The sequence below is a fragment of the Haloarchaeobius litoreus genome (assembly GCF_024495425.1).
Lineage (GTDB): Archaea > Halobacteriota > Halobacteria > Halobacteriales > Natrialbaceae > Haloarchaeobius > Haloarchaeobius litoreus.
The window spans coordinates 235,573-258,151 of the sequence record NZ_JANHJR010000001.1 but is presented as its reverse complement, the minus strand read 5'-3'; the positions used below and the strand labels follow the sequence as shown (position 1 = coordinate 258,151).

General features: G+C 69.6%; 20 protein-coding genes. 3 read left to right on the top strand and 17 right to left on the bottom strand.

Annotated elements, in window-relative coordinates:
• Positions 1-27: 27 nt before the first annotated feature.
• A complete protein-coding gene (locus NOW55_RS01395; RefSeq protein ID WP_256398262.1) occupies positions 28-747 on the top strand; it encodes a class I SAM-dependent methyltransferase in 720 nt (239 codons plus the stop codon).
• A gap of 21 nt (positions 748-768) precedes the next feature.
• On the opposite strand, the gene NOW55_RS01390 is transcribed toward NOW55_RS01395, so the two are convergent.
• Both NOW55_RS01390 and NOW55_RS01385 read right to left on the bottom strand, forming a co-directional pair.
• Positions 769-1,719, bottom strand: coding sequence for a DUF1028 domain-containing protein (locus NOW55_RS01390; RefSeq protein WP_256398261.1), 951 nt, complete (start codon positions 1,717-1,719; stop codon positions 769-771).
• 123 nt (positions 1,720-1,842) lie between these two features.
• Positions 1,843-2,271, bottom strand: a complete 429-nt coding sequence (locus tag NOW55_RS01385) for a DUF7528 family protein (protein ID WP_368407720.1) — start codon at positions 2,269-2,271, stop codon at positions 1,843-1,845.
• A gap of 439 nt (positions 2,272-2,710) precedes the next feature.
• Between NOW55_RS01385 and NOW55_RS01380 the strand changes: the two genes are divergently transcribed.
• Positions 2,711-3,427 (top strand): DUF7117 family protein, encoded by a 717-nt coding sequence (locus tag NOW55_RS01380; RefSeq protein ID WP_256398259.1) that lies wholly within the window; start codon positions 2,711-2,713, stop codon positions 3,425-3,427.
• Between the two features lie 9 nt (positions 3,428-3,436).
• Here NOW55_RS01380 and lipP1 read toward each other — a convergent pair whose 3' ends face one another.
• The 5 genes from lipP1 to NOW55_RS01355 all read right to left on the bottom strand — a co-directional run bounded on the left by lipP1 (position 3,437) and on the right by NOW55_RS01355 (position 9,126).
• Positions 3,437-4,381 carry a LipP1 family hormone-sensitive lipase gene (gene lipP1, locus NOW55_RS01375; protein WP_256398257.1) on the bottom strand — a complete coding sequence of 315 codons (945 nt, stop codon included), beginning with the start codon at positions 4,379-4,381 and terminating at the stop codon, positions 3,437-3,439.
• Positions 4,382-4,440: 59 nt separating this feature from the next.
• Positions 4,441-5,331: a tetrahydrofolate dehydrogenase/cyclohydrolase catalytic domain-containing protein gene (locus tag NOW55_RS01370; RefSeq protein ID WP_256398256.1), complete on the bottom strand. Its 891-nt coding sequence runs from the start codon at positions 5,329-5,331 to the stop codon at positions 4,441-4,443.
• Positions 5,332-5,439: 108 nt separating this feature from the next.
• The gene (locus NOW55_RS01365) at positions 5,440-6,882 is read right to left on the bottom strand and encodes an MATE family efflux transporter (protein WP_256398255.1); all 1,443 of its coding nucleotides are present in this window, start codon (positions 6,880-6,882) and stop codon (positions 5,440-5,442) included.
• A complete protein-coding gene (locus NOW55_RS01360; protein ID WP_256398254.1) occupies positions 6,882-7,496 on the bottom strand; it encodes a TetR/AcrR family transcriptional regulator in 615 nt (204 codons plus the stop codon). Before NOW55_RS01360 ends, NOW55_RS01365 begins: the two co-directional genes overlap by 1 nt.
• Positions 7,497-7,833: 337 nt before the next feature.
• On the bottom strand, positions 7,834-9,126 hold the full coding sequence (locus NOW55_RS01355; RefSeq protein WP_256398253.1) for a M48 family metallopeptidase: 1,293 nt from the start codon (positions 9,124-9,126) through the stop codon (positions 7,834-7,836).
• Positions 9,127-9,262: 136 nt separating this feature from the next.
• On the opposite strand from NOW55_RS01355, the gene NOW55_RS01350 reads away from it, so the two are divergent.
• Positions 9,263-10,993: a histidine kinase N-terminal 7TM domain-containing protein gene (locus NOW55_RS01350; RefSeq protein WP_256398252.1), complete on the top strand. Its 1,731-nt coding sequence runs from the start codon at positions 9,263-9,265 to the stop codon at positions 10,991-10,993.
• Between the two features lie 12 nt (positions 10,994-11,005).
• Here the strand turns inward: NOW55_RS01350 and NOW55_RS01345 are convergent, their stop codons facing one another.
• The 10 genes from NOW55_RS01345 to NOW55_RS01300 all read right to left on the bottom strand — a co-directional run bounded on the left by NOW55_RS01345 (position 11,006) and on the right by NOW55_RS01300 (position 22,025).
• Positions 11,006-11,710 carry an SDR family oxidoreductase gene (locus tag NOW55_RS01345; protein ID WP_256398251.1) on the bottom strand — a complete coding sequence of 235 codons (705 nt, stop codon included), beginning with the start codon at positions 11,708-11,710 and terminating at the stop codon, positions 11,006-11,008.
• A 78-nt stretch (positions 11,711-11,788) separates the two neighbouring features.
• Positions 11,789-13,015 (bottom strand): ZIP family metal transporter, encoded by a 1,227-nt coding sequence (locus tag NOW55_RS01340; protein ID WP_256398250.1) that lies wholly within the window; start codon positions 13,013-13,015, stop codon positions 11,789-11,791.
• A 1-nt stretch (position 13,016) separates the two neighbouring features.
• Positions 13,017-14,312: a multicopper oxidase domain-containing protein gene (locus NOW55_RS01335; protein ID WP_256398249.1), complete on the bottom strand. Its 1,296-nt coding sequence runs from the start codon at positions 14,310-14,312 to the stop codon at positions 13,017-13,019.
• A 197-nt stretch (positions 14,313-14,509) separates the two neighbouring features.
• On the bottom strand, positions 14,510-15,169 hold the full coding sequence (locus NOW55_RS01330; RefSeq protein WP_256398248.1) for a helix-turn-helix domain-containing protein: 660 nt from the start codon (positions 15,167-15,169) through the stop codon (positions 14,510-14,512).
• A gap of 44 nt (positions 15,170-15,213) precedes the next feature.
• On the bottom strand, positions 15,214-15,645 hold the full coding sequence (locus NOW55_RS01325; RefSeq protein WP_256398246.1) for an SCP2 sterol-binding domain-containing protein: 432 nt from the start codon (positions 15,643-15,645) through the stop codon (positions 15,214-15,216).
• An 82-nt stretch (positions 15,646-15,727) separates the two neighbouring features.
• Positions 15,728-16,795: a zinc-dependent alcohol dehydrogenase family protein gene (locus tag NOW55_RS01320; protein WP_256398245.1), complete on the bottom strand. Its 1,068-nt coding sequence runs from the start codon at positions 16,793-16,795 to the stop codon at positions 15,728-15,730.
• Between the two features lie 134 nt (positions 16,796-16,929).
• Positions 16,930-18,447: an aldehyde dehydrogenase family protein gene (locus NOW55_RS01315; protein ID WP_256398244.1), complete on the bottom strand. Its 1,518-nt coding sequence runs from the start codon at positions 18,445-18,447 to the stop codon at positions 16,930-16,932.
• Entirely contained in the window at positions 18,444-19,538 is a 1,095-nt protein-coding gene (locus NOW55_RS01310; protein ID WP_256398243.1) for a mandelate racemase/muconate lactonizing enzyme family protein, read from the bottom strand. The genes NOW55_RS01315 and NOW55_RS01310 overlap by 4 nt, the downstream gene beginning before the upstream one ends.
• 33 nt (positions 19,539-19,571) lie before the next feature.
• Positions 19,572-21,521 carry an endonuclease/exonuclease/phosphatase family protein gene (locus NOW55_RS01305; RefSeq protein ID WP_256398242.1) on the bottom strand — a complete coding sequence of 650 codons (1,950 nt, stop codon included), beginning with the start codon at positions 21,519-21,521 and terminating at the stop codon, positions 19,572-19,574.
• Between the two features lie 132 nt (positions 21,522-21,653).
• The gene (locus NOW55_RS01300) at positions 21,654-22,025 is read right to left on the bottom strand and encodes a hypothetical protein (RefSeq protein WP_256398241.1); all 372 of its coding nucleotides are present in this window, start codon (positions 22,023-22,025) and stop codon (positions 21,654-21,656) included.
• Positions 22,026-22,579 lie beyond the last annotated feature (554 nt).

Below are 22,579 nucleotides of genomic sequence, written 5' to 3'. Positions count from 1 at the left end.
ACCCGGACGGTCGACGCTCGAGACACCATGTCGGACCCGTTCGCCGAGGCCATCCACGACTGCCACTTCGACGAGATGGACGGACCGCTCCTGTACCGGAACGGCGAGGAGACCCGCGAGGCCGGAGTCGAGGCGGTCTACCTCGACGAGTGGGAGCCCGAGGGTGCGGCCGGCGACTGGTTCGAGTCCTGGCTGGACGGCCCGCTGCTCGACATGGGTGCTGGCGGCGGGCGGCACGCGCTCTACTTCCAGGAGCAGTTCGAGACGGTCGCCATCGACCACAGCGCGTCGCTCGTCGAGGTGATGCGCGACCGGGGCGTGCGGGACGCCCGCGTCGGCGACATGTTCGCGCTCCGCGAGTCGTTCGACCGGGACCGGTTCCGGTCCGCGCTCGCGGTCGGTACCCAGCTGAGCCTCGCCCGCTCCGAGGCAGGGGTCAGGGAGTTCCTCGCCGACCTCGCGTACGTCACGACTCCCGACGCGACCGCCGTCCTCGACTGCTTCGACCCGGAGCACGACCGCACCCGGGAGATGCTGGACTTCTACGAGGACGCGACCCCGGGCAGGGCGTACCGCGTGCTCCAGTTCGAGTACGCCGGCAGCCTCGGTGAGCCGTGGCTCTACCGGCTGTTCACCCCTGGGCAGCTGCGCGAGCTGACCGTCGGAACCGACTGGCGGGTGGCGGACGTGCGCCGGGGGGCCGGCGAGTGGGACCACAACGTCAACCTCGCGCTGGAGAAACGCTGAGGAACCGATTCCGCCGCCGCGCTACTTCCGCTCCAGCCGTTGCAGCCCGTGCCAGATGGCGTCCACCATCCGGGCTTCGCCCTCGCCGTCGGCGTCGTCCCAGCCTCTCGCCAGCGCGTCCTCCAGGGTCGCGACGCTGTGGTTCTCGAAGTTGTTCATGCCCCGGAAATCCTCCAGCGCGTCGCGCTCGCCGTCGCCGAACTCGCCGTCGGGCGTACCGTCGTAGAACCCGAGGTCGGCGAGCGTCTCCGCGACCGCCTCGGCCGTCTCGCCCGACAGCTCGCGGGTATCGTCGGGCTCCTCGCGGGCGAGCAGCGTGATGTCGTAGAGCCGGAACACCCGTTCCAGTTCGTCGATTGGGTGCTCGTGGTCGTCGACGCGCACGTCGACCCAGCGGTCGTTCTTCCCGTCGTAGCCGCCCTCGTGCCTGGCGACGTAGAGCGCGGCGGACTGCTCACCCCGGGAGTCGCCGCCGGCGTCGTTGCCGGCGTGGAGCGCGGCGATCATGCGCTCGGGGAGGCCGCCGTCGGCTTCCTCGAACGTCTCGGCCATCGCGGTCAGCGTCTCCCGGTTCTCGAGGATGTTCCCCTGCACGGTGTAGTGGGTGCCCTGGACGTCGCCGTAGACGTCGAAGCACTCGTCGCCGGAGAACGCGGCGACGCTGTCCTCGCGCTCGGCGGTGTCCCCGCCGGGGGCCTCGACGATGCCGACCTGTCGCTGCGGGGCCTCGTCGTCGCTGCTGGTCAGTTCGTCGACGGCCTCCTGCGCGGAGTGGCCCTCGCGCAGCAGGTCCAGCCCGTCCGGACCGTAGGCGACGTTCGCGAAGCTCTGTGTGGCGACCGCGCCCGCGTCGGCGCTGACGAACGGGACGACCGCCCCGACGCCGACGAACTTCGACTGGACGGCGACGCCGACCGCGCCCGTCTCGGGGTCGCGGGCCGCGATGGAGAACGTGGATGGCCGTGGCTGCATGGCCGCCACTGTGTCGGCCCGGGGCAAAAGGCTGCGGTCCGCGGCAGGCGTCACTCGCGGCAGGGGCGTCCCCTGCAGCCAGGGGGCTGCGGCGTCGGACCAGCACGCCGCCAGTTCGTGCCGTCAGTCCGCCGGCAGCGCGGCGAGGTGCGTTTCGGCCACGCTTCTCTCACCCCCTTCCCCGTGCTTCTCGACGGTGAGTGGCTGGCGCGAGACGAGCTCGCAGTCGAAGCCCGGGTGCTCGGCGAAGTGCCAGACGAGCATGTGCCGCCGGCCGCCGGTCAGGCCGGTCCGACCCACGTCCTCGGCGGTGAAGCTGTCCGGCAGGCGGTCGTACAGGCGCTCCAGCGCGTCGACGCGCTCGAACACCTTGCTGTGGCCCGCCGAGTCCGCCCCGCGTCGGGCGACGACGTAGCTGCCGTCCTCCCGGTGCGTGCCGGTCGTGTGGACGAACTCGTGGGTCCGTGTCAGTGCCTCCGCGAGCTGGTCGCGTAGCTCCGCGGCGGATTCCTGTGTGAGAACGGTGCTCTCTCCGTCGACTGCGAGACGCAGTCCGTCGTCCGTGCGGACGACCGTCGGGGTGTCAGTTCCGTGGGAGAATTTCTCGACCAGCCGCTTCTGTGCGACTTCCTCTATCCTCGGGTGTCTCCGTGGACATCGTACCTCCCCCTTCGGGGTCGTCCGGCTTGAACGTGGTGGTCGTGCAGGTTCGGCTGTACGACCGCGATTGTCGGCAGAACAGCTGTCTTCGTCGTGCGGTATCATCGTCACTCCGGCGCGCGGTTTCACCGCCACTCCGGCGCGCGGCTGGCGAGACGGTGTGAGCGGAGGGCAGCGAGACGACGGAGGAGTCTCGGCAGTCGCGGCCGACGAGGACGCCGGGGCTTTCTGGCTGTTCGCACCCGATCGCATCCCTCCAGCATCGAAGCACACGACTCACGACACCAGAACCCGACAACCTTTCCCCCAGACACTCGAACACACGCACAACATGGAGATCCGGGGCGAGCGCGAGTGCAAGGACTGCGGGACGCGGTGGTCGTACTACGAGACCGGGAGCGTCTCGTGTCCGGAGTGCGGGAGCCTGCACAGCGTGGGCGTGGACGACGACCGGAAGCTGCACACGACCCAGTCGGTCGAGTTCGACCTCACGGAGGCACGCGAGCGCTTCGAGAACGAGCCGGAGGACGAGGCGCTGAAGTCGGTCGCGGAGACGGTGCGCACGTACCAGCGCAAGCGTGGATTCGTCGCGGCCGGGGAGCTCCGCGACCTGGACGACGACTACCTCGTGGCGGGCGAGCTGCGCCACGTCGCGGACCTCGTGGACCGGTCGTTCGACCCGGACGACGACGAGGAGTGGTACCTGCTGCGGCTGCTCCGTGGAGACACGCAGGGCCGGCCGGAGCCCGCGGACGTGCCCGACTCGCTGCGCGAGGCGCGCGGGCTCGCCGCCGCGGACGCGGTGCGGGAGTACCGCCGCGAACTGCGGGACTGGCTGGCCGCGAACGACGTGGAGCCGGACCGGCCGGCGACGAAGCTGCTGGCCTCGCTCGACGAACGGGTGAAGCGAGTCCGGGCGCTGGAGGGCGACGTGCCGCCGCGGGAGGCCGACGCGCTCGTCGAGGCACTCCGAGAGGTCGTCGCCTACGTCAAAGACGGCGACGAGGTGGCGCTGTCGCGGGCGCAGGACCGGCTGGCCGACGACTGATTCCCGGACTCAGGCGTCCCGGGCGTCCAGTTCGGCCGCGATCTCCTCGATGCCGACGCGTGCGGTGTCGACGCCCACGTCGCCGAGCATGGAGACGAAGCCGTGGACCATGTCCTCGAACTCGCGGTAGGTGGTGTCGACGCCGGCCTCGTCGAGCTGCTCGGCGTACGCCCGGCCCTCGTCCCGCAGGGGGTCGAAGCCCGCCGTGATGACGAGGGCGGGCGGCAACCCTGAGAGGTCACGCGCCTGCAGCGGGAACGCGAGCGGATTGTACGCGTCGAACTCGTCGTCGATGTACTGCTCGAAGAACCACTCCATCTCGGCGGTCTCGAGGAAGTAGCCCTCGGCGTTCTCGGCGCGGGAGGGGAACGCCTCGGGGTCGGCGTCACCCGCTGTCGCGGGGTAGACGAGGAACTGGTGGTCGATGGCCGGGCCGCGGTCGCGTGCCAGCAGACAGGTTGCGGCGGCGAGGGTGCCTCCCGCGGAGTCGCCGGCGACGGCGAGGAACTCGTTCCCGCCCAGCTCGTCCAGGTGGTCGCTGGCCCACTCGGTTGCGGCGTGGGCGTCCGCGACGGCGGCGGGGAACGGGTGTTCGGGCGCGAGGCGGTAGTCCACGGAGACGACGACGGCCTCGGCCTCGTTCGTCAGTGCGCGACAGACCGCGTCGTGGGTGTCGAGGGTGCCGATGACGAAGCCGCCGCCGTGGAAGAAGACGAGCGTCGGATGGGGTCCCTCGCCCTCGGGTCGGTAGATGCGAACCGGGAGGTCGCCGCCGGGGCCGTCGATGGTCCGGTTCTCGACCGCGCCGACCGGCTCTTCTCCGGCGGCCCGGGCGAACAGCGGGTCCATCGTCGCGCGGGCCTCCTGCGGCGTCATCTCCGGAATCTTCGGCACGTCCAGCGAGTCGATCATCGTCAGGAGTGCCTGCACCTGTGGATGGGGTTCGTCGGGCATGGTGACGGCTACCGACCCTGGCGAGAAAGGTGCTGGGCCTGATTGTCGGTCGAAGCCGGCTACAGCTCGACGTCGACGCCGGACTGGAGGCTGGCGGCCTTCACCGTGTTGTACAGCAGCATCGTGATGGTCATCGGGCCGACGCCGCCGGGCGACGGCGAGATGACCGAGGCCTTCTCCCTGGCGCTCTTGAAGTCGACGTCACCGGTGAGCTCGTAGCCCTTCTCGTTGTCCGCGTCGACGCGGTTCGTGCCGACGTCGATGACGACCACGCCCTCGCTCAGCATGTCGCCGGTGAGCATCTCGGGACGGCCGACGGCGGCGACGACGAGATCGGCGGCGCGGGTCTTCTCGGCGAGGTCCTGCGTGCGGGAGTGACAGACCGTCACCGTGGCGTTGCCGCCGTCGGTCTTCTGCAGGAGCAGGTTCGCCATCGGCTTGCCGACGATCTCGGAGCGGCCGAGGACGACCGCGTCCATGCCCTCGGGGTCGACGTCGGCGGAGGCGAGCAGCTTCTGGATGCCGTGGGGGGTACAGGGTTTGAACCGCGAGTTCCCGGAGACCATCCGGCCGACGTTCTCGGGGTGGAAGCCGTCGACGTCCTTCAGCGGGTCGACCCGGGAGAGCACCTCGCGCTTGGGGACGTGGTCGGGCAGCGGCATCTGGACGAGGATGCCGTGGATGTCGGGGTCGGCGTTGAGCTCGTCGATGGTCTCGTACAGCGCCTCGGCGGGTGCGTCGGGGTCGATCTCGACGGTGGTGCCGTCGATGCCGACCTCGTCGCAGGCGCGCTGTTTCATCGAGACGTACGTCGCCGAGCCGTCGTCGCCGCCCATCAGCACCGTGGCGAGCCCCGGGGTGACGCCCTCGGCCTCGAGTTCGTCGATGGCCGCGCGCACGTCGTCCCGGACGGTTTCTGCGACCGCGTTGCCGTCGATGACGTGTGTCATTACGTCGGGGTTGGCCGACGGAGCCCTTGAATCCTCGGGTTCGTGCTCAAAACGGCGTTCCAGAACAGAGTTATATGCACGAACTCGCATAGGTCGGTGGTCGGGTGCTCAGTCGTCGGTGGCGCTGGCCTCGGGGGATGGTCCGCCGCGCACGTCGCCGTGCCGCCAGGAGCCCTGCTGGATGAGCGCGAGGGCGATGAGCGCCCCGGCCGCGTTCGAGACGACGAACGAGGCCCAGATGCCCGCCTGCCCCGTCGCGTACGGTGCCCAGCTGGCGAACGGCTCGATGGACCGCGAGAGCACGTACGCGATGGGCAGCCGGATGACGCCGAGCATCATGATGGAGACCGCCGCGGAGAGCATCGTCTTCCCCGAGCCGCGGAGCGTGCCGTTGTAGGCGCGCATCATCCCGATGAAGCCGAACGTCGGCGCGACGACCCGGAGGAAGGTGACGGCGATGTCGGTCGCCCGCTCGTTCGGCGACAGCGGCGCGACGATGGGCTCGGTGAACGCGAACACGAACAGTGCGACCGCCGAGAGGATGACGAACATCGCGATGGCGGCGGTGTGTGCGGTGCGCTCGGCCCGGTCGCGCTTGCCCGCCCCGATGTTCTGGCCGACCATCGTCTCGACGCCCTGTCCGACCGCGATGGCGGGCAGGAAGATGACCGAGAAGATGCGGATGCCGACGCCGAAGGCAGCGACGAACGTGTCGGTGAAGATGGCGACGACGACGAGCATCAGGTTCACCGAGATGGAGCGCCCGGTGCTCTCGACCGACGCCGGGAGGCCGATGTTCAGCATCTTCCGGAAGAACTGCAGGTCCGGCTTCATCTGCGAGAGGTGTATCTCGACACCGCGTTTCCCCTGGAAGAGGATGCCGAGCCCCACCGCGGTCGCGAGTGCCCGGGAGATGACCGTCGCGATGGCCGCCCCCTGCACCCCCAGACCCTCCGGGATGGGACCCCACCCGAAGATGAACAGCGGGTCGATGGCGACGTTGAGGACGACGGTGCCGAACATGACGATCATCGGCGTCACCGTGTCGCCGTAGCCCCGCATCAGCGAGATGAACACGAAGAACCCGAACATGAACGGCATCCCGAGCGCGATCACCTCCATGTAGTTCGTCGCCTCCCGGAGCACGTCACCCCGCGCACCGAGGAACCACAGCACCTCGTCGACCGTGAGGTAGCCGACGACGCCGAGCAGCGCCGACGCGACGAGCGCGAACAGCACCGTCTGCGAGGCGGCGTACTCGGCCTCGGCCTCCTCATCAGCGCCGGTGTGCTGGGCGACGAGGACGCTGCCCGCCACCGAGAGGCCCATCCCGAGCGAGATGAGCAGGAACACCATCGGGAAGCCGAACGTGATGGCCGCGACCGCCGTCTCGTTCAGCTGCGCGAGCCAGAACGTGTCCGCGAGGTTGTACGCGGTCTGGAGCAGGTTCGTGATGACGATGGGCAGCGCGAGCAGGAACAGCGGCTTGCCGATGCCGCCAGAGGTGAGGTCCAGTTCGTCCTGCCCGCGGAACACGTCGAAGATGCCCATCAGGCCTCACCCCGGTAGAGCCGCGTGGCGAGGTACTCATCGAGTTCGGCCCGCGCCGCCGCCACGCCGCCGGTGTCGTCCCGGGTGACCCGCTGGATGCGAATCCCGTTGACCGTCGTCAGCAGGAACTCGGCGACGCGCTCGGGGTCGGCCTCGTGGAAGACGCCGTCGTCGATGCCCGTCTCGACGATGGTCGCGAACCGCTCACGCAGCGCGCGGTCGTGCTCCGTGAACTGCTCCCGGTAGGCCGCGTCGTGCGGGGCCTGCCCGCGCAGTTCCTCCATCGCAGCCGTGAACGCCGCGGTCTCCTCGTCGAGGTCGACCGCGGCGACCCGGTCGAGCAACCCTTCGAGACGCGTTCTCGGGTCCTGGTCTTCGCGGCACTCGGCCTTCGCCTCCCAGTGCTCCAGCATGAACCGCAGGAAGTCCACGAGGAGGTCGTCCTTGCCGTCGTAGTGGTGGTAGAGGAGGGACTTCGACTTCTCGAACTCGTCCGCGATCCGCTGGATCGTCAGGTTCGCGTAGCCGTGACTCGTCAGGGCGTCGTACGTGGCCCGCATGATGGCGGCCCGCGTGTCGTCTTCGGCAACGGCGAACCGGCTGGTGTCGCCCATCGTTGAATGAACGTTCAGTCAGCCAGCTACTAAAGTGGCCGGTTCCCGGGCTGACTGTGTCTGGATGTGTGTGGCATGGTCCGGACGGGCGGGTCGAGAACGCCTCGAAAACCCGCAGCAAGGGACTGGGTGGAGACAGCAACAGCCAGAACGTCCCTGTCAGACCCGCCCCCACAGCACCGCACCTCACGCCTCCCTGCCGACTGCGAGAGCACGCTCTCGCAAGCCCTCGGTCGCTTCGTCGCGGGCGCTCCGCGCCGGCTGCTAGCGGGACCTCCGGTCCCGCCCTGCTCCCGAAGACGATGCAGACGGGAGGTTTACAAGATACGTAAACTTCTCAGGCCGACGGCGTCCCGTCGCCGGGCGTCTCCTCGGTCGGTTCGGCCGCCTCCTCCCCCATCTCCTGCACGTACCGGATGCGCTCGGGGATGGGTGGGTGGTCGTGGTGGAACGTCTCGTACAGCGGGTGGGGGAACGGGTTCGTCATGTTGTCGGCGGCGAGCGCGGCCAGTGCGTTGGCCATCGGGTCGGCACCCATCGTCTCGACGGCGAAGGTGTCGGCCTCGCGCTCGTAGGCCAGCGAGAGGTAGTTCTGGAGCGGCGCGCTCAGCTGCAGGACGGGGCCAACGAGCAGGACGGCGACGAACAGCCCGGCGTACGTCGCCTCCGCGGGGAACCCGAACAGGTCGAACACCCACGGCTGGCCCGCGAGGTAGCCCAACGCGGCGAAGACGACGGCGAACTGGACCGCCGCGAGCGCGACGAACTTCGGGATGTGCTTTCGCTTCCAGTGGGCCAGTTCGTGGGCGAGCACGACCTGGATCTCGTCGACCTCCATCGACTCGACGAGCGTGTCGTACAGCACGACCCGCTTCGTGCGCCCGAAGCCGACGAAGTAGGCGTTCGAGTGGCCCGACCGCCTGCTGGCGTCCATCTCGTACACCTGCTCGCAGCGGAACCCCGCGCGCTCGAACACCTCGTCGACGGCGTCGCGGAGGTCGCTCTCCTCCACGGGCGTGAACTCGTTGAACAGCGGGTCGATGACCCGGGGTTTGAGCACCAACATCGCCACGGAGAAGCCGACGACGAGCGCCCAGCCGGCGACCGGCCAGTACTGCACGTTCTCGACGAACCAGAGGACCGCCGCGGCGAGCCCACCGACGATGACGAGACTCAGGACGGTCCCCAGCAGGTAGTCCCGCACCCAGAGCGTCGGCGACTGGTTGTTGAAGTCGAACGCCTCCTCGACGACGAACGTGCTGTAGAGGTCGAACGGGACACCGAGCAGCCGGGCCGCGAGCAGCGCCAGCACGACGAAGGCAACGCCCTGGAGCAGCGGCGACAGCCCCGTCTCGGTCAGGGCGACGACCACGTCGGTCACGACGCCGGAGTAGAGCGCGAGCAGCAGGAACCCCAGCGTCGTCGCCGTCTCCAGCAGCGAGAGGCCGACGCGGGCGCGCTGGTAGTCGAGCACCGACGCCACGTCCTCGACGCCGAGCGTCTCGCGCATCCAGTCCGAGCGAGCGCGGGCCGTCCGTGCGCCGTACCGGACGTTGACTATCGAGAGGCCGGCGAAGAACAGCTCCGTCCCGACGACGAGCGCGACGAACAGGGCGTGGTACGCGAGCATCGGTGTCCGGTAGGTGCGTCCCGTCGAAAACGCTGGCGGTCGACGCTGCTGCCGACGGTCGCAGGCAGCCGTCGTCGCCCCGCACCACCATCCGAGGCCGGAACCCGCAAGTGGATGCAAGTGAAAGCTGCGGGGAATGAGTACGTTCGCCTGGCCCGCCGCCCTCGCCCTGCTGGCGGGCGTGGTGAACCTCGCCTTCTTCGGCTACGTCCTGCGCTTTGCGGACAAGCCCGGCGGCCGCTCGTTCCTCGTCGTCATCGCGGGCCAGGTGCTCCTCTGCTTCTCGCAGGCCGTCGCCATGCTCGTCTACGACCAGGTAACCCGGGAGGTGCTGGAGTCGCTGTTCTGGGTCGGTGCGGCCGTCGTCGTCGTGGGCTACGTCGCCTTCGCGTTCGAGTACACCGGCCGGGGACACGCCCTCCGGAGCACGTGGTTCGGGCTGCTGGTCGCCGACGCCGTGGCCTTCAGCGCGCTCGTCCTCACGAACCCGCTCCACGGGCTCGCCTGGCGGTCGTTCACCGTCGTCCCGACCGAGGGCGTCGCGTCGGCCGACTACGCCATCGGGCTCCCCATCTACCTCCAGTTCGTGCTGCTTGCGGCGGTGCTGACCGTCGCCATCTTCCTCCTCATCGACACCGTCCTCAGCTACGGCCCGCTCTACCGGACACAGGCCATCGCCATCGCGCTCACGCCCATTCCGCCGCTGGTCGCCGTGGGCCTGTGGCTGCTCGAACTCGGCCCGTACCCCGAACTCAACTTCGTCGCCGTCGCGTTCATCCCCCACGTCGCGCTGGACATGTACGCCCTCTTCCGCAGTGAGATGTTCGCGCTCAACCCCGCGACGCGCCGGACGGGCGAACGCGCCGCCATCGACGACCTCGGGAACCCGGTCGTCGTCGTCGATGGCGACAACCGCATCGTCACGCTCAACCCGGCCGCCGAGTCGCTGCTCGGGGCCGACAAGCGTGCCGCGCTCACCGACCCGCTCGACGACCACCTCGACATCGACGCCACGGCCGAGGCGGCGGGGGAGCGCCGCGTGAGCACGTACGCCGACGGCGAACGCCTCACGTTCACCGTCGTCGTGACCGCGCTGACCGGCCCCGGCGACGCCACGCTCGGCTATACCGTCGTCCTGCAGGACGTGACCGACGAACTCGCCCGCAAGCAGCGTCTCGCCGTCCTGAACCGCGTCCTCCGGCACAACCTCCGGAACGACCTGACCGTCGTGCAGGGCTACCTCGGCGAGGTGCTCGCACGAACGGACGACCCGGAGCTGGAGGCGATGCTCGGGACCGCGGCGGACGAGACCGCCGGCCTGCTCGCCCTCGGCGAGAAGGCCCGCGACATCGAGCGCACGATGGACCGGGACGTGACCGTCGAGGCGGTTGCCGTCCGCGAGCTGCTCGAGGGGGTCGTCGCCGAGGTCGACGACGGCAACGGTGGCGACGCCGTGACCGTCTCGGTGCCCCGCGACCTCACGCTCCGGACCGACCGGGAGCTGCTCCGGACCGTCTTCGCGAACCTCGTGGAGAACGCGCTCGAACACGACCCCGGAGAGCCGGCGGTCACCGTGGCACTCGCCGAGACCGTCGCCGCCGGGTCCGGTGATGGCCGCGACGCAGTCTTCGAGATCCGCGACGACGGCCCCGGCATCCCCGACCACGAGCTCGACGCGCTCCACCGCGAGGAGGAGTCAGCCCTCGACCACGGGAGCGGGCTCGGGCTCTGGCTCGTCAGCTGGAGCGTCGACGCGCTGGGCGGCGAGCTGTCGTTCGAGACCGAAGAGGACGGGACGACGGTCCGGGTTCGGGTTCCGGGCGTGCTCGGAGATGGAGTGGGCACGGACGACGGCGGCGAGGAGTGAGTCGCCGGCTGCTCAGGCCTCGCCGTACACCGGGACCGCCGCCCCGCTCGTCGGCGACGCCGCCTCGGAGCAGAGGAACAGCATGACCTGCGCCGCGTCGGCGGGGTCGACCCAGTCGTCGCTCGGCTCCATCATCTCGCGGTTCATCGGCGTGTCGAGCACCGACGGCATCACGCAGTTCGCCCGCACGGTGCCGCGGTTCTCCTCGGCGACGGTCTCCGTGAGCAGGCGGATGCCCGCCTTCGTGATGCGGTACGGGCCGTCGCCCTCGCCGCCCTCCAGCGACGAGCGCGCGGACACCGAGACGATGGACCCCGCCGACTCCTGCAGGTGCGGCAGGGCGTGCTTCGTCGCGAGGAACGCCGTCTTCAGGTTCACGTTCCACAGCAGGTCGAACTCCGAGAGCTCGGTCTCCTCGACGTGGTCGCCGCCGCGCCACGTGCCGGCGATGTTCGCGAGGTGGTCGAGACGGCCGTGGTCGTCGAGAACCTGCTCGACGAGGGCCTCGACCACCGCCTCGTCGGTGAGGTCGGCCTGGTAGAACGTCGTCCCGGCGTCGGGGTCGAGCTGTGCGTCCTCGTCGCTCGGGTCGACCACGTCCACGGCACAGACTGTCGCGCCGGCGTCGCGGAACGCCTCGACGACGGCACTGCCCAGCGCGCCCGACGCGCCGGTCACGATGGCGACACGGCCCGAGAAGTCGAAGCTGACGGACATGGCTAGACGAACGCGCTCTCGGTGCATAAAGGATGGTCGCGCCTGGGAAGACGCGTCGACGGCGGGAGCGCCCGTCGCCTACAGCGTGATGAAGAAGTCGGTCGCGTACATCACGACGAGGCCGACGAGGAACCCGAGGGAGTTCGTCGTGCTCAGGAGCTCACCGCGCTTGCGGATCATCCCGCCGATGTCGAAGACGACCTGCAGGAGCGCGCCCACGCCGATGGCGAGGAACAGCGCGCCGAGCAGGGGCGAGAAGAACAGGTTCCCGATCCAGCCGCCGAGGATGGCGGGTGCACCCGCGAGGAGGCCGATGGCCCCGAAGTGCCAGAGTGCGGGCCGCTCGGACCGTGCGAGCGGGGCGACCACGACCGGCCCCTCGGTCACGTTGTGGATCATGAACCCGACGATGAGGAAGGCTCCGAGCGACGCTCGCCCCAGAGCGAACGCGCTCCCGATGGCGAGCCCCTCCGCGAGGTTGTGGAGCCCGATCCCGAGCGCGGCGGCGTAGGCCAGCGAGAGCCCGGACGGCTCACCGCCGCCGGACTGCCAGTCCATCGCCGCCTGCAGCAGGAGCATCGCGCCGACGATGCCGAGGACGACGAGCAGCTCGCCCATGTACGCACTCGGCACGGCGCGGCCGAGTTCGAACGCCTCGAACCCCGCGTCGACGGCGAGGAACGCGAGGATGCCCGCCGAGAACGCGAGGACGGCGTGCAGCCAGCGGTCGCTCATGGACTCCAGGAAGGGGAACCAGAGCATCCCGAGGGCGACCGGGATGACCCCGACGAACAGGCCCACGACGGCGAGCGTGAGGACGACGTCGAAGTCGAACCCGGGCGTCTGCTGGGTGGCGACGATGGTCTCCCCGAACGTCGCGCCGCCCGCGGTCATCACGGTGACGTGGTGGTCGAAGCCGGGCGACCAGTGGTACGGGACGCGTATCGTCCCGCTCTCACGTGGCTGAAGCGTCCTGTCGTCGCCCGGACTGGACATCTCGTAGTTCCAGTACGCGTCGTCGATCTGTAGCTGGTCGATGGTGACGGGTGCCGCACCGTTGTTCGTGACGTGGACGACGAGCGTCCCCTCCTCGGGGACCGTCGTGTAGTCGATGGAGACGTCCGGCAGCGGTTCGCCGTCGCTCTGCAGCCCAGCGAGGGGCGTCGTCACCAGGAACACGCCGACCAGCACCGCGAGCATCACGATGGGGACGACGCCGGCAACGACCGTCGGCAGGCCGAACGGTCCCGTGGGACTCTCCTCGTGTGTCACCACACCGCCGTCGGACTCGGGTTCGTCGCTCATCTCAGACCACCTCGAAGAAGCTCATCCAGCCGAGTTCGGCGAACTCGGACTGGTGCGCGTGGAACATGTAGAGCCCCGGGTCGTGGTCGCTGTAGTCCATCTCGAACACCCCGCGCTGCGCCTGGCACTGCATCACCGTGTCGATGTTCGAGCGGGTCGGGAGCAGCGTCGTCCCGGCGTCGTAGTAGTCGAAGAACTGCGAGTGGGTGTGGAACGAGTTGATGGCGTCGAACTCGATCATGTTGACGAGGTGGACGCGCTGGAGCTCGTTCTTATCCACCTGGATGGGTCGCTTCGTCTCGCCGGCCGCCCAGTTCCCGCGGCCGTCGGTCGAGCCGACGCCGTAGCAGAAGCCGCGGGTGTTGACGGCGTACACCTCGTTGTCGCCGTCGAAGTTCGTGTCGAAGCCGTTCATCACCATCACCATCTCGTTGACGCCGGTGAACCCCTCGGGGGCGTAGTCGGGGTGGCTGATCATGTTCCGGCTCCTCGCCCGGTCGACCAGCTCGGAGACCAGCTCGTCGGTCATCGGCCCGTGGTAGTTCACGTAGTCGCGGGGGTTCTCTCGGACCCGCTCCGGCTTCGGGTCGACGATGAGCGCACCGTACAGCCCGCGGTGGACGTGCGCCTTCAGGGGCATCGTGTGACAGTGGTAGAGGTGGGTGCCCATCGGCTCGGCCTGCCACTCGTAGGTGAAGGACTCGCCCGGATTGAGGACGCCCGGCCCGTTCGTCGGCGTGCCGTCCATGTCGGGGTCGAGGTTCTTCAGGTGGGGGTGGATGGTGTGTGCGTGCTCCTCGGCCCCGTTGACGAAGTTGACGCGCACGAGGTCACCCTCTTCGACGCGGAGCGTCGGGCCGGGGACCTGTCCGTTGTACGTCCAGACCGGGAAGGTGACTCCCGGCAGGACCTCTATCTCGGTGTCGACGGCCGTGAGGGTGAACTCGCGGACCGTCCGACCGTTCTCCTGGTAGACCCCCTCGTTGGGGTCGGCGTCCCCGCCGTCCCCGTTGTCACCGGTGTTGAACTCGGTGAGGAACTCGTGGGGGTCGAACTCGTCGCTGTCGTACTCCCCGACGGCACCGAAGTTCCCGTGGTCGGGGTGGTCGTGGCCACCGCCGCCACCGTCGCCGCTCTGGGCACCGCCCACGCCGGTGAGCGCCGCTCCCCCGAGGATACTGAGGCCACCCAGGACGGCGCGCCGCGAGACGGAGGGCGCGACGTCGATGGTGCTCGCGAGGTCCTGTTCCAGCTGTGCGGTGAGTGACTGCGCCGCTCCGTAACCCATCGAGGTCATGGCGCACCCCTCGTCCTTCCAACCCCACTTCCCGACCGTCCGGGCGGGCTCGTGAGGACGTCAGTTCGTTCCATACCGTAGATTAGTAGGCCCACAGTTTATAATAGTTGCTTTCTATACTCAAAGTTAGATGTGTCTAAAACAGGTGCCAGCAGCAGTTTCGATGCCTCTATCGGGCTTCGACGGAATCGGCGAACTCAGCCGTCGAGCAGCGCGTCCACGACGCACGCCTCGGCCCGCCGCAGGAGCTCGTTCGCGGTCGAGGGCGCACAGTCGAGCTCGGCACCGATCTCCTCGTAGGAGGCCTCGCGTGGCGTCTCGTAGAAGCCGAGCCGGTGGGCCACGCGAAGGGCCTCGCGCTGGCGGTCGGTGAGCCGGGTCAGCGCCGCCGGCTCCTCGGGTCGGAAGCCGCCGGTCCACTCGACTTCGATGGAGACGTCCAGCGCGTCGACGTCTGCGAACGCCTCGCGGAGCGACTCGGGGTCACCCGAGACCGTGACGCGCAGCCCGTCGGGGGTGACGTGGAACGGCGGGTCGAGCAGGAGGCGGTGCGCCTCGACCACGTCGAGCAGTGCGTCGACCGACTCGCGCGCGAGGACGTTCACGAAGACGTAGTGACGTCGGTCGCCCGCGTCGACCACGTCGAACTCGAGCACCTCCTCGTGGTCGGCGAGGACGCCGCGCAGCTGGTCGCCGTCGCCACCGACGACACGGTACAGCATGGCGTAGGTGCCGTCACCCAGCCGGTCGAGGACGGACAGCCCATCCCGACGCACGTCCGGCAGCGCCGCCAGCGACGAATCGACACCCGGGAACGACCCGTCCTCCGGCTCGATACGCAACCCCACGGACTTCATGGTGCGGTCGTTCGGAGGGTCGGCAGGAAAGGGTTCGGGTGGGGTCAGTACTCGAACTCGGTGTCGACCGCGCCGGCGTTCTCGGTCATCACGACCGCCGCGTTGCTGTACTGGAGCACCTTCTGCATGTCCCCGTCGAGGTCGAACTCGCCGCTCATCATCCCCTCGATGGGGTCGGCCTCGCCGTGGATGAGCCGCTTCCAGTTCGTGTAGCTCCCGCGGAACGCGAACCCCCAGTCCACGGCGTCCTCGCCGTCGACCATGCGGGCCGCGGTGCACTCGCCGTCCTCCAGGTCGACGTAGAGGTGGATGGCGTCGCCGTCGTAGGTGTCGTCGGGCTCGATGACGAACAGGAACGAGCCGTCGAAGCCGACGCCCCAGCCCTCGCCGACCTCGCTGTAGCGTTCGGACTCGTTCAGCTTCTCTCGCCACTCCTGGATCCACTCGTCCGCCTCGCTGGGTAGTGCGATGGCCATGGAGCGTCGTTCTCACGGCTCGCCCTTACCCGTTCCCCCGGACGGAGTCGTGTCTTTAAGCGACGGAGCCGTCGCCCGGCGTTCAGAACCCGTCGCAGACCGGGATGCCGACCGTCTCGTAGTCGCCCAGCCCCTCGACGACGCCCGGAACCTCCTCCAGCGAGACGGTCTCGCTGACGACGCGGCCGGGTTCGAGCTTGCCGGTCCGCATCATCCGGAATATCTCGTCGTACTCGTTCGGTGGGATGCCGTAGGTGCCGTAGAACTCCCGCTCGTCGGTGACCATCGTGTCCACCGGCAGGGAGACCTCGCCGCCCTCCTCGCTGGTGGTCATGCCGATCTGGAGCTGCTGGCCGCCCTTCCCCAGCGAGTCCATCGCGTTCCGGCAGGTCTCGGCGATGCCGAGCGCGTCCACCGCCACGTCCGCCCCGCGCGAGCTCTCGGTGAACTTCTTGACGGCCTGTGGCACGTCGTCCACCTCGCCGACCTCGACGGTGCGGTCCGCGCCGAGGTCGCGGGCGCGCTCCAGCTTCTCGGCGGAGAGGTCGACCGCGATGACGTTCGCGCCGAGCGCGTCGGCGACGTGGACCGCGGAGAGGCCGACGCCCCCGCAGCCGTGGACCGCGACCCAGTCGCCGGGCGTCACGTCGACGCGGTGGGCGAGCCCGTGGAACGCCGTGGCGAACCGACAGCCGAGCCCGGCCACGTCGACCGGGTCGACCTCGTCGGGGAGCGAGACGGCGTTGAAATCGGCGTTCCGAACCGAGTAGTACTCGGCGAACGCGCCGGTCTGGAACGGGACGAACCCCATCGGGATGGAGCGCTCGCAGATGTTCCCGCGGCCGTCGCGGCAGTGGTGACAGCCGCCACAGCCGAGGTTGAACGGGTTGGTGACCCGGTCGCCGACCGAGAACCGGTCGACGTTGTCCCCGACCTCGACGACCGTGCCGACGGGTTCGTGTCCGAACACGAGGCCGGGCTGGGGCATCACGCCGATCCACTCCCAGTCCCCGCGCCAGGCGTGCCAGTCCGACCGGCAGATGCCACAGGCCTCCGTCTCGACGAGGATGTCGTCGTCGCCCGGCGACGGGCGGTCGACGTCCTCGACTGTCATGGGCTCCTCCGCACCCTGGAATACGACTGCGCGCATGGTCCCCGGTTCGGGAGCGACCGGCTTAAATGTAATGAATATTGATGTAAAAATTGGGCGGTGGCGTCGCTTTCGGGCGGTCGCGCATCCGCCGAACCGGTGTCGACCGTGAGGGCGTTCCCGGAACGCTCCCCTCAGCCCAGGTTCGGCACGTCGCCGTGGTTCACCTTCACCGACTTCGTCTGGCTGTAGTCGTCGAGGGCTTCCGCCGCGAGTTCGCGGCCGAGCCCTGACTGCTTGTAGCCGCCGTACGGCGCGGGTTCGAACAGGTCGTTGTAGGTGTTCACCCACACGGTGCCGGCCTCGAGGTCGGCCGCGACCTCGTGGGCGCGGTCGAGGTCGGTCGTCCAGACCGCCGCCGCGAGCCCGTACTCGGTGTCGTTCGCCCGGGCGAGCACTTCCTCGCGGGACTCGAACGTGAACAGCGCCGCGACCGGCCCGAACACCTCCTCGACGGCGACCGTGTCGTCGTCGCCAACGTCGCCGAGTAGCGTGGGTGGGACGAACGGTGCGTCCCGCATCCCATCCGGAATCTCGCCCTCGTACAGCACCGACGCGCCCTCCTGCCGGGCGGTCTCGACGTAGCCCCGGACCTCGTCCGCGTGGTCGTGGTCGACGAGCGGGCCCACGTCGGTCAGCGGCGAGAGCGGGTCGCCGACGCCGAGTTGGTCCAGCCGCGCGTACAGCGTCTCGCAGAACTCGTCGCGCACGTCCTCGTGGACGAACAGCCGCGAGCCCGCCGTGCACTGCTGGCCCTGGTTGAACAGCATCGCGACCAGCGCCCCCTCGACGGCGTCGTCGATGTCCGCATCCGGAAAGACGATGTTCGGGTTGTTGCCGCCGAGTTCGAGTGAGACGGGCGCGACCCGGTTCGCGGCGTTCCGCATCGCCGCCTGCCCGGCTCCGGTCGAGCCCGTCAGGCTGACCTTCGCCACGTCCTCGTGGCCGGTGAGGGCGTCGCCGACGACGCTGCCCGCCCCCGTGACGACGTTGACCGTCCCGTCGGGGAGCACCCGGTCGAAGACGCGGGCGAGTTCGAGCGTCGACAGCGCCGCCCGCGAGGACGGCTTGTAGACGACGCTGTTGCCCGCTGCCAGTGCTGGCCCGAGCTTCCAGGCGACGAACATCGCCGGGAAGTTCCACGCGCTGATGCAGCCGACGACGCCGTAGGGCTCCCGGCGCGTGTAGATGTGCTTGTCGTCGCCCGACGGCGGGCAGCGGCCCGAGTCGGCGGTCCGGGCCAGGCTCGCGAAGTGCCTGAGCTGGTCGACGACGATGGTGTTGTCCACGAGCAGCGAGTGCTTGTTCGGCTTGCCCACCTCCAGCGAGTCCAGTCGGGCGATGCTCGTCTTCTCCGCCTCGACGACATCGGCGATCTGGTGCAGGAGCTCGGCGCGCTGCTGTGGCGACTTCTCGCCCCAGCGACCCTCGAACGCCTCCCGGGCCGCCGCGACGGCGCGGTCCACGTCGGTTCTCGTGCCCTGCTGGACCTCGGCCAGCGGCTCGCCGGTCGTCGAGTCGTGTGTCGTCCGCGTCTCACCGCCGTCGCTCTCGACCCACTCGCCGCCGATGAGGTGGCCGTAGGTCTCTTCGCCGACCACGTCCTCGGCGACCGAGCGGTGCTTCGTCAGCACGTCGTCGGGGAGGCTCATCCGAGGACACCTCCGTCGAGTTCGACGCCGAGGCCCGGGCCGTCCGGGGGCGTCACGTACCCGTCCTCGTGGTGGAACGTCCCTTCGAGGAGGAAGTCACGCACCTCGGGCGTCCACGGCGGCTCGATGGGGAACTCGCACCACGGCGAGCCCGCGGCGGCCATCACGTGGAGGTTCGCCGCGAAGCCGATGCCGTTCGTCCACGTGTGCGGGACGAACTCGACGCCCTGTTCCTCGGCGGCCTCGGCGACGCTCACGCCCGCCCGGATGCCGGTCGCGAGCGCGGCGTCGGGCTGGAGCACGTCGAGTGCGTCGTGGTCGAGGAACCGATACAGCTCGCCAGGGCGGTCGTTGAACTCCCCGCCCGCGATGGGGACGTCCGTCGCCTCGCGGAGCCGGGCGTAGCCCTCGTAGTCGTGCCTCGGCAGCGGCTCCTCGAACCACTCGATGCCGCCGATATCCGCCAGTTCGCGGGCGACTTCGAGAGCATCCTTGTAGCGCCAGCGCTCCTCGTTCGCCATCACGCGAACCGCCCAGCCCTTGTTCGCGTCGACCATCAGCGGCAGGTCCGGGAACGACTCGCGGACGGCGCGCACGACCTCGACGTCCTCCTTCTCGGCGACGCGGAGCTTCACCGCCTGGAACCCCTCGTCGACGCGGTCCTGCACGTACTCGATTCGCTCGTCTGCCGCCTGCACCTCGCCGGTGCTCGCGTAGCACGGGATGGCGTCGCCGCTCCCGCCGAGCAGCTCGTAGACGGGTTTCCCGGCGTCCTTGCCGATGATGTCCCACAGCGCGAGTTCGAGGTGCCAGGGCCGTGGGCCGATGAGGTCGATGCTCTCGAGCTTCCGTCGGATGGCGTCCACGTCGTGCGGTTCCTCGCCGGTCAGAAAGAGCGAGAGGGGCGTCTCGTAGGAGAGCCCCCCCGCGAAGCTCGGGCTGGCACAGAGGCCCGTGATTCCCGCGTCGGTCTCGACCTCGAACAGCTCGACCTCGTGGCTGGACTGCGGGTAGCCCGGGATCCACGTCGGCTCGAAGTGGCCGTCGAGCTGGTGGCTGAGGTGGTGCTGGGTGACGCCCGTGATCTGCATAGTGACTCTCTCGCACGCCAGCCCCCTCAACCTTCAGACGGACTGGTCGGGGTCTTCAAGTACGGCCGACACGGCACGGTGGTCGGACGCGTCCCAGCCGCCGTGGGTCGCCGCTGACCGGACCGACCACTCGTCGCCAGTCCAGACGTGGTCGATGCGCTCGACTGGCTCGTCGGCGGGATAGGTGCCGCCGTCGGATGGCGACCGGGCGGCGGCCGCCGGCCAGGCGTCCGTAAACTCGTCGGCGAGCACGCGGTACGCCGGGTCGTCGCCGGGGGTCACGTTGAAGTCGCCGAGGAGCACGGTCCTGGGGTCGTCGCCCGCGAGTTCGACCACGCGTTCCGCCGCCTCGCCCTGGACCGCGACCGCGTCGGGGTCGTCGCCCTGCTGGGTCTGGAAGTGCGTGCAGACGACGGGCACCTCGCCGGCCGGCGTCTCGACGACCGACCGCATCGACAGCCGGCGGGGCGAGTCGTGCGTCGGCAGCGAGACGACCTCGGTATCCCGGACCGGCCACGCCGACAGCAGCGCGACCCCGTAGCTCGCGGCGCTGGTCGGCGCGCCGTAGTCGTGGTAGTAGCCCAGCTCGTCGGCCAGCCAGCGCACGCCGTCGACGGTGCCCGAGGTCAGCCGGTTACCCTCGGACTCCTGCAGCCCGACGATGCCGGCGTCGGTCTCGCGGAGCACGCGTGCGACGGCTTCGAGGTTGTAGTCGCCGTCGGGTGCGAGGAACTGGTGGACGTTGTACGTGGCGACCGTCAGCGGGCGGGCCTCGGCGCTGGCCGGTCCACGACGGTCGGGCAGGGCGACTGACCCGACACCCGCCAGCGCGCCCCCGACCGCCAGCAGCGCGGTCCGTCGGTCGCCGTCGACGGGCGCGAGGTCGGTGCCGGCGCTGTCTGGAGCGGGGGCGTTCGCCGCTGCCGCGCGCGCCCCCCACGCCGTCAGGGCGACTGCCGCCGGCACCGTTGCAGAGAGCGCGAGGAGGAACAGCCCGCTCCGGCCGCGCGTCAGCGAGTCCAGCGGCGCGGGCATGTACGCCCAGTTCAGTGACGAGATGAACAGGAACAGCAGGACGACGGCGAACAGCTGCCCCATGGCTGCGGGGCCCCAGCGCCAGCAGGACGAGCGAGCGTCGGCCGCACCCCGCGCGAGCAGCCCGACGACACAGGCCTGGGCGACGCCGACCGCGGCTCCCGCCGTCAGGCCGAGCCAGAGGAGGTCGGCGACGGCGAGGACGAGCCCGCCGGCGAGCACCGGCAGCGTCACGCGGGCCGGCGGGCCGCGGAGCGCGACGAGACCCCCCGCGAGCGCGAGCCCGGCAGCCGCGGCAGCCGTCGCCGTCGTCGGACTGGTCAGCCCCCACGTCGCCACCGCACCGGGTGCCCCGAGGAACGCCGCCTCGACGAACAGGAACAGCGCGAGCGGCGCCACGTCGGCGTCGAACGAGGGAGGGGTGTCCTCGTGTCGGGGCCGGACGAACCAGCCGCCGGCGACGCAGAGGGCGAGGCCGAACAGCACCACGCGCCCCGCCGTCGTCGCGTAGAGTGGCGTGCCGTCGAGCAGCGACCGGTGGAGAACGACCGCGAGGAGGCCGAGAGCCGCACCGGGAGTCACCGTAGCAGGCCGGCGGACGAGTACGGCGACGAGCAACAGGAGCGTGACGGCACCGACCGTGCTGGCCGCGACGGCGGCGGTGACCGGCGAGCCCAGCAGCGCGACAGCCAGCAGGACGGGGACGGCGAGTGCGCCACCGGTCGACGCACGTGTCCGCGCGCGGTCGGGGAGACTGCTCGCGAGGCCGACGACGGGTGCGCTCACGAGCAGTACGGCCAGGGCCGCCGACGCGTTGGGGCCGGCCGTACTGAAGTTCAGCAGGTAGAGCCGCGAGACGGCCTGCTCGAACGCTGCGACGGCGACGACCACGACCGCGGCGACGAGGAGTGCGACGCGCGTGGTCGAGCGTCCGAACGGCCCGGTCATCGTCCGAACGAATCGCCCCGACCAAGAAAGCGGTTCGGCCGTCGTGAGACGTGTCGTTAAACCGGGCGACAGGCGACCCGGATGCCACACGTCGCCGGCAGCCCGCGGCCGAGCCGGGTCGAACGGTGGGAACTACGTCGGGTCGGGCGACTCGTAGTCCGGAGCCGTCAGGGTGTTCGAGAGGTTGGAGCGGCGCTGCCAGCCGATGCCGGAGCCGCCGGCCTCCGGCGGGTTCCGGCGCTGGTTGGCGAACGTCTCCATGTCGATCTCGATGGACGCGCCGGGTTCGAGCTGGTCGAGCTCGACCATCACGAACGAGGTGTGGAGCGCGCGGTTGTGGTCGCGCCACTCGTAGCTCGCGGAGTTCCAGTTGTCCCACCAGCCCCCGATGTCGTCGGCGAACTCGACGACCTCCTGGATGTAGTTCTTCGTGTCGAGGAGCGGCCCGACCGGGTCGGGGACGACCTCGTCGGCGAGGCTGATGACGTACTCGGCCGTGTCCACGCCGAACTCGACCGTCTCCCAGAAGAGGTCGTCGTTCTCGTCGTGGTTGTGCCCACCGATCCAGTCGTCGTTGCCGCTCTCGGGGTACTCGACGTGCTGGTCCTGGGATTCCTTCCAGTTGAACTTGGTCTTCTTGTAGCCGACGAGGGGGGCGAGGTCGTCCGTGTCGTCGTACGTACAGACGGTCGTCGAGAACGCGCTCAGGTAGACGCTCCACTCGCCGAACGGTGCCGGCTGGGCCGGCGAGAAGGAGTACGTCAGGTTCTCCTCGAACGTCGCCGACCTGTTGTCGAGCTCGTTGTAGGCGTCGTAGGACTGCCAGCCGGAGTGCCACGTGCCCTCCGTCGAGTCGTCCTAATACGTGCTCGCCGTTGCGGCAGCGTTCGATGCTGCCGCACCGAGCGCGGCTGTTCCAAGGGTGATTCCACCGAGACGCTTGAGATAATTCCGTCTACCTCTCATACGACCGAAGGCACCGAGGCCAGTGGTAAGTGTCTTGTGTTAATGGTGATTGGTTTTGGTGATTCGTAGGACGGTCCGGACCGGGCGACGAA

What these genes read in the sequence shown, in the direction of transcription:
- NOW55_RS01395 (WP_256398262.1), top strand. Translation starts at nt 28, where the DNA reads ATGTCGGACCCGTTCGCCGAGGCCATCCACGACTGCCACTTCGACGAG.
- NOW55_RS01390 (WP_256398261.1), bottom strand. Translation starts at nt 1,719, where the DNA reads ATGCAGCCACGGCCATCCACGTTCTCCATCGCGGCCCGCGACCCCGAG.
- NOW55_RS01380 (WP_256398259.1), top strand. Translation starts at nt 2,711, where the DNA reads ATGGAGATCCGGGGCGAGCGCGAGTGCAAGGACTGCGGGACGCGGTGG.
- lipP1 (WP_256398257.1), bottom strand. Translation starts at nt 4,381, where the DNA reads ATGCCCGACGAACCCCATCCACAGGTGCAGGCACTCCTGACGATGATC.
- NOW55_RS01370 (WP_256398256.1), bottom strand. Translation starts at nt 5,331, where the DNA reads ATGACACACGTCATCGACGGCAACGCGGTCGCAGAAACCGTCCGGGAC.
- NOW55_RS01365 (WP_256398255.1), bottom strand. Translation starts at nt 6,882, where the DNA reads ATGGGCATCTTCGACGTGTTCCGCGGGCAGGACGAACTGGACCTCACC.
- NOW55_RS01360 (WP_256398254.1), bottom strand. Translation starts at nt 7,496, where the DNA reads ATGGGCGACACCAGCCGGTTCGCCGTTGCCGAAGACGACACGCGGGCC.
- NOW55_RS01355 (WP_256398253.1), bottom strand. Translation starts at nt 9,126, where the DNA reads ATGCTCGCGTACCACGCCCTGTTCGTCGCGCTCGTCGTCGGGACGGAG.
- NOW55_RS01350 (WP_256398252.1), top strand. Translation starts at nt 9,263, where the DNA reads ATGAGTACGTTCGCCTGGCCCGCCGCCCTCGCCCTGCTGGCGGGCGTG.
- NOW55_RS01345 (WP_256398251.1), bottom strand. Translation starts at nt 11,710, where the DNA reads ATGTCCGTCAGCTTCGACTTCTCGGGCCGTGTCGCCATCGTGACCGGC.
- NOW55_RS01340 (WP_256398250.1), bottom strand. Translation starts at nt 13,015, where the DNA reads ATGAGCGACGAACCCGAGTCCGACGGCGGTGTGGTGACACACGAGGAG.
- NOW55_RS01335 (WP_256398249.1), bottom strand. Translation starts at nt 14,312, where the DNA reads ATGACCTCGATGGGTTACGGAGCGGCGCAGTCACTCACCGCACAGCTG.
- NOW55_RS01330 (WP_256398248.1), bottom strand. Translation starts at nt 15,169, where the DNA reads ATGAAGTCCGTGGGGTTGCGTATCGAGCCGGAGGACGGGTCGTTCCCG.
- NOW55_RS01325 (WP_256398246.1), bottom strand. Translation starts at nt 15,645, where the DNA reads ATGGCCATCGCACTACCCAGCGAGGCGGACGAGTGGATCCAGGAGTGG.
- NOW55_RS01320 (WP_256398245.1), bottom strand. Translation starts at nt 16,795, where the DNA reads ATGCGCGCAGTCGTATTCCAGGGTGCGGAGGAGCCCATGACAGTCGAG.
- NOW55_RS01315 (WP_256398244.1), bottom strand. Translation starts at nt 18,447, where the DNA reads ATGAGCCTCCCCGACGACGTGCTGACGAAGCACCGCTCGGTCGCCGAG.
- NOW55_RS01310 (WP_256398243.1), bottom strand. Translation starts at nt 19,538, where the DNA reads ATGCAGATCACGGGCGTCACCCAGCACCACCTCAGCCACCAGCTCGAC.
- NOW55_RS01305 (WP_256398242.1), bottom strand. Translation starts at nt 21,521, where the DNA reads ATGACCGGGCCGTTCGGACGCTCGACCACGCGCGTCGCACTCCTCGTC.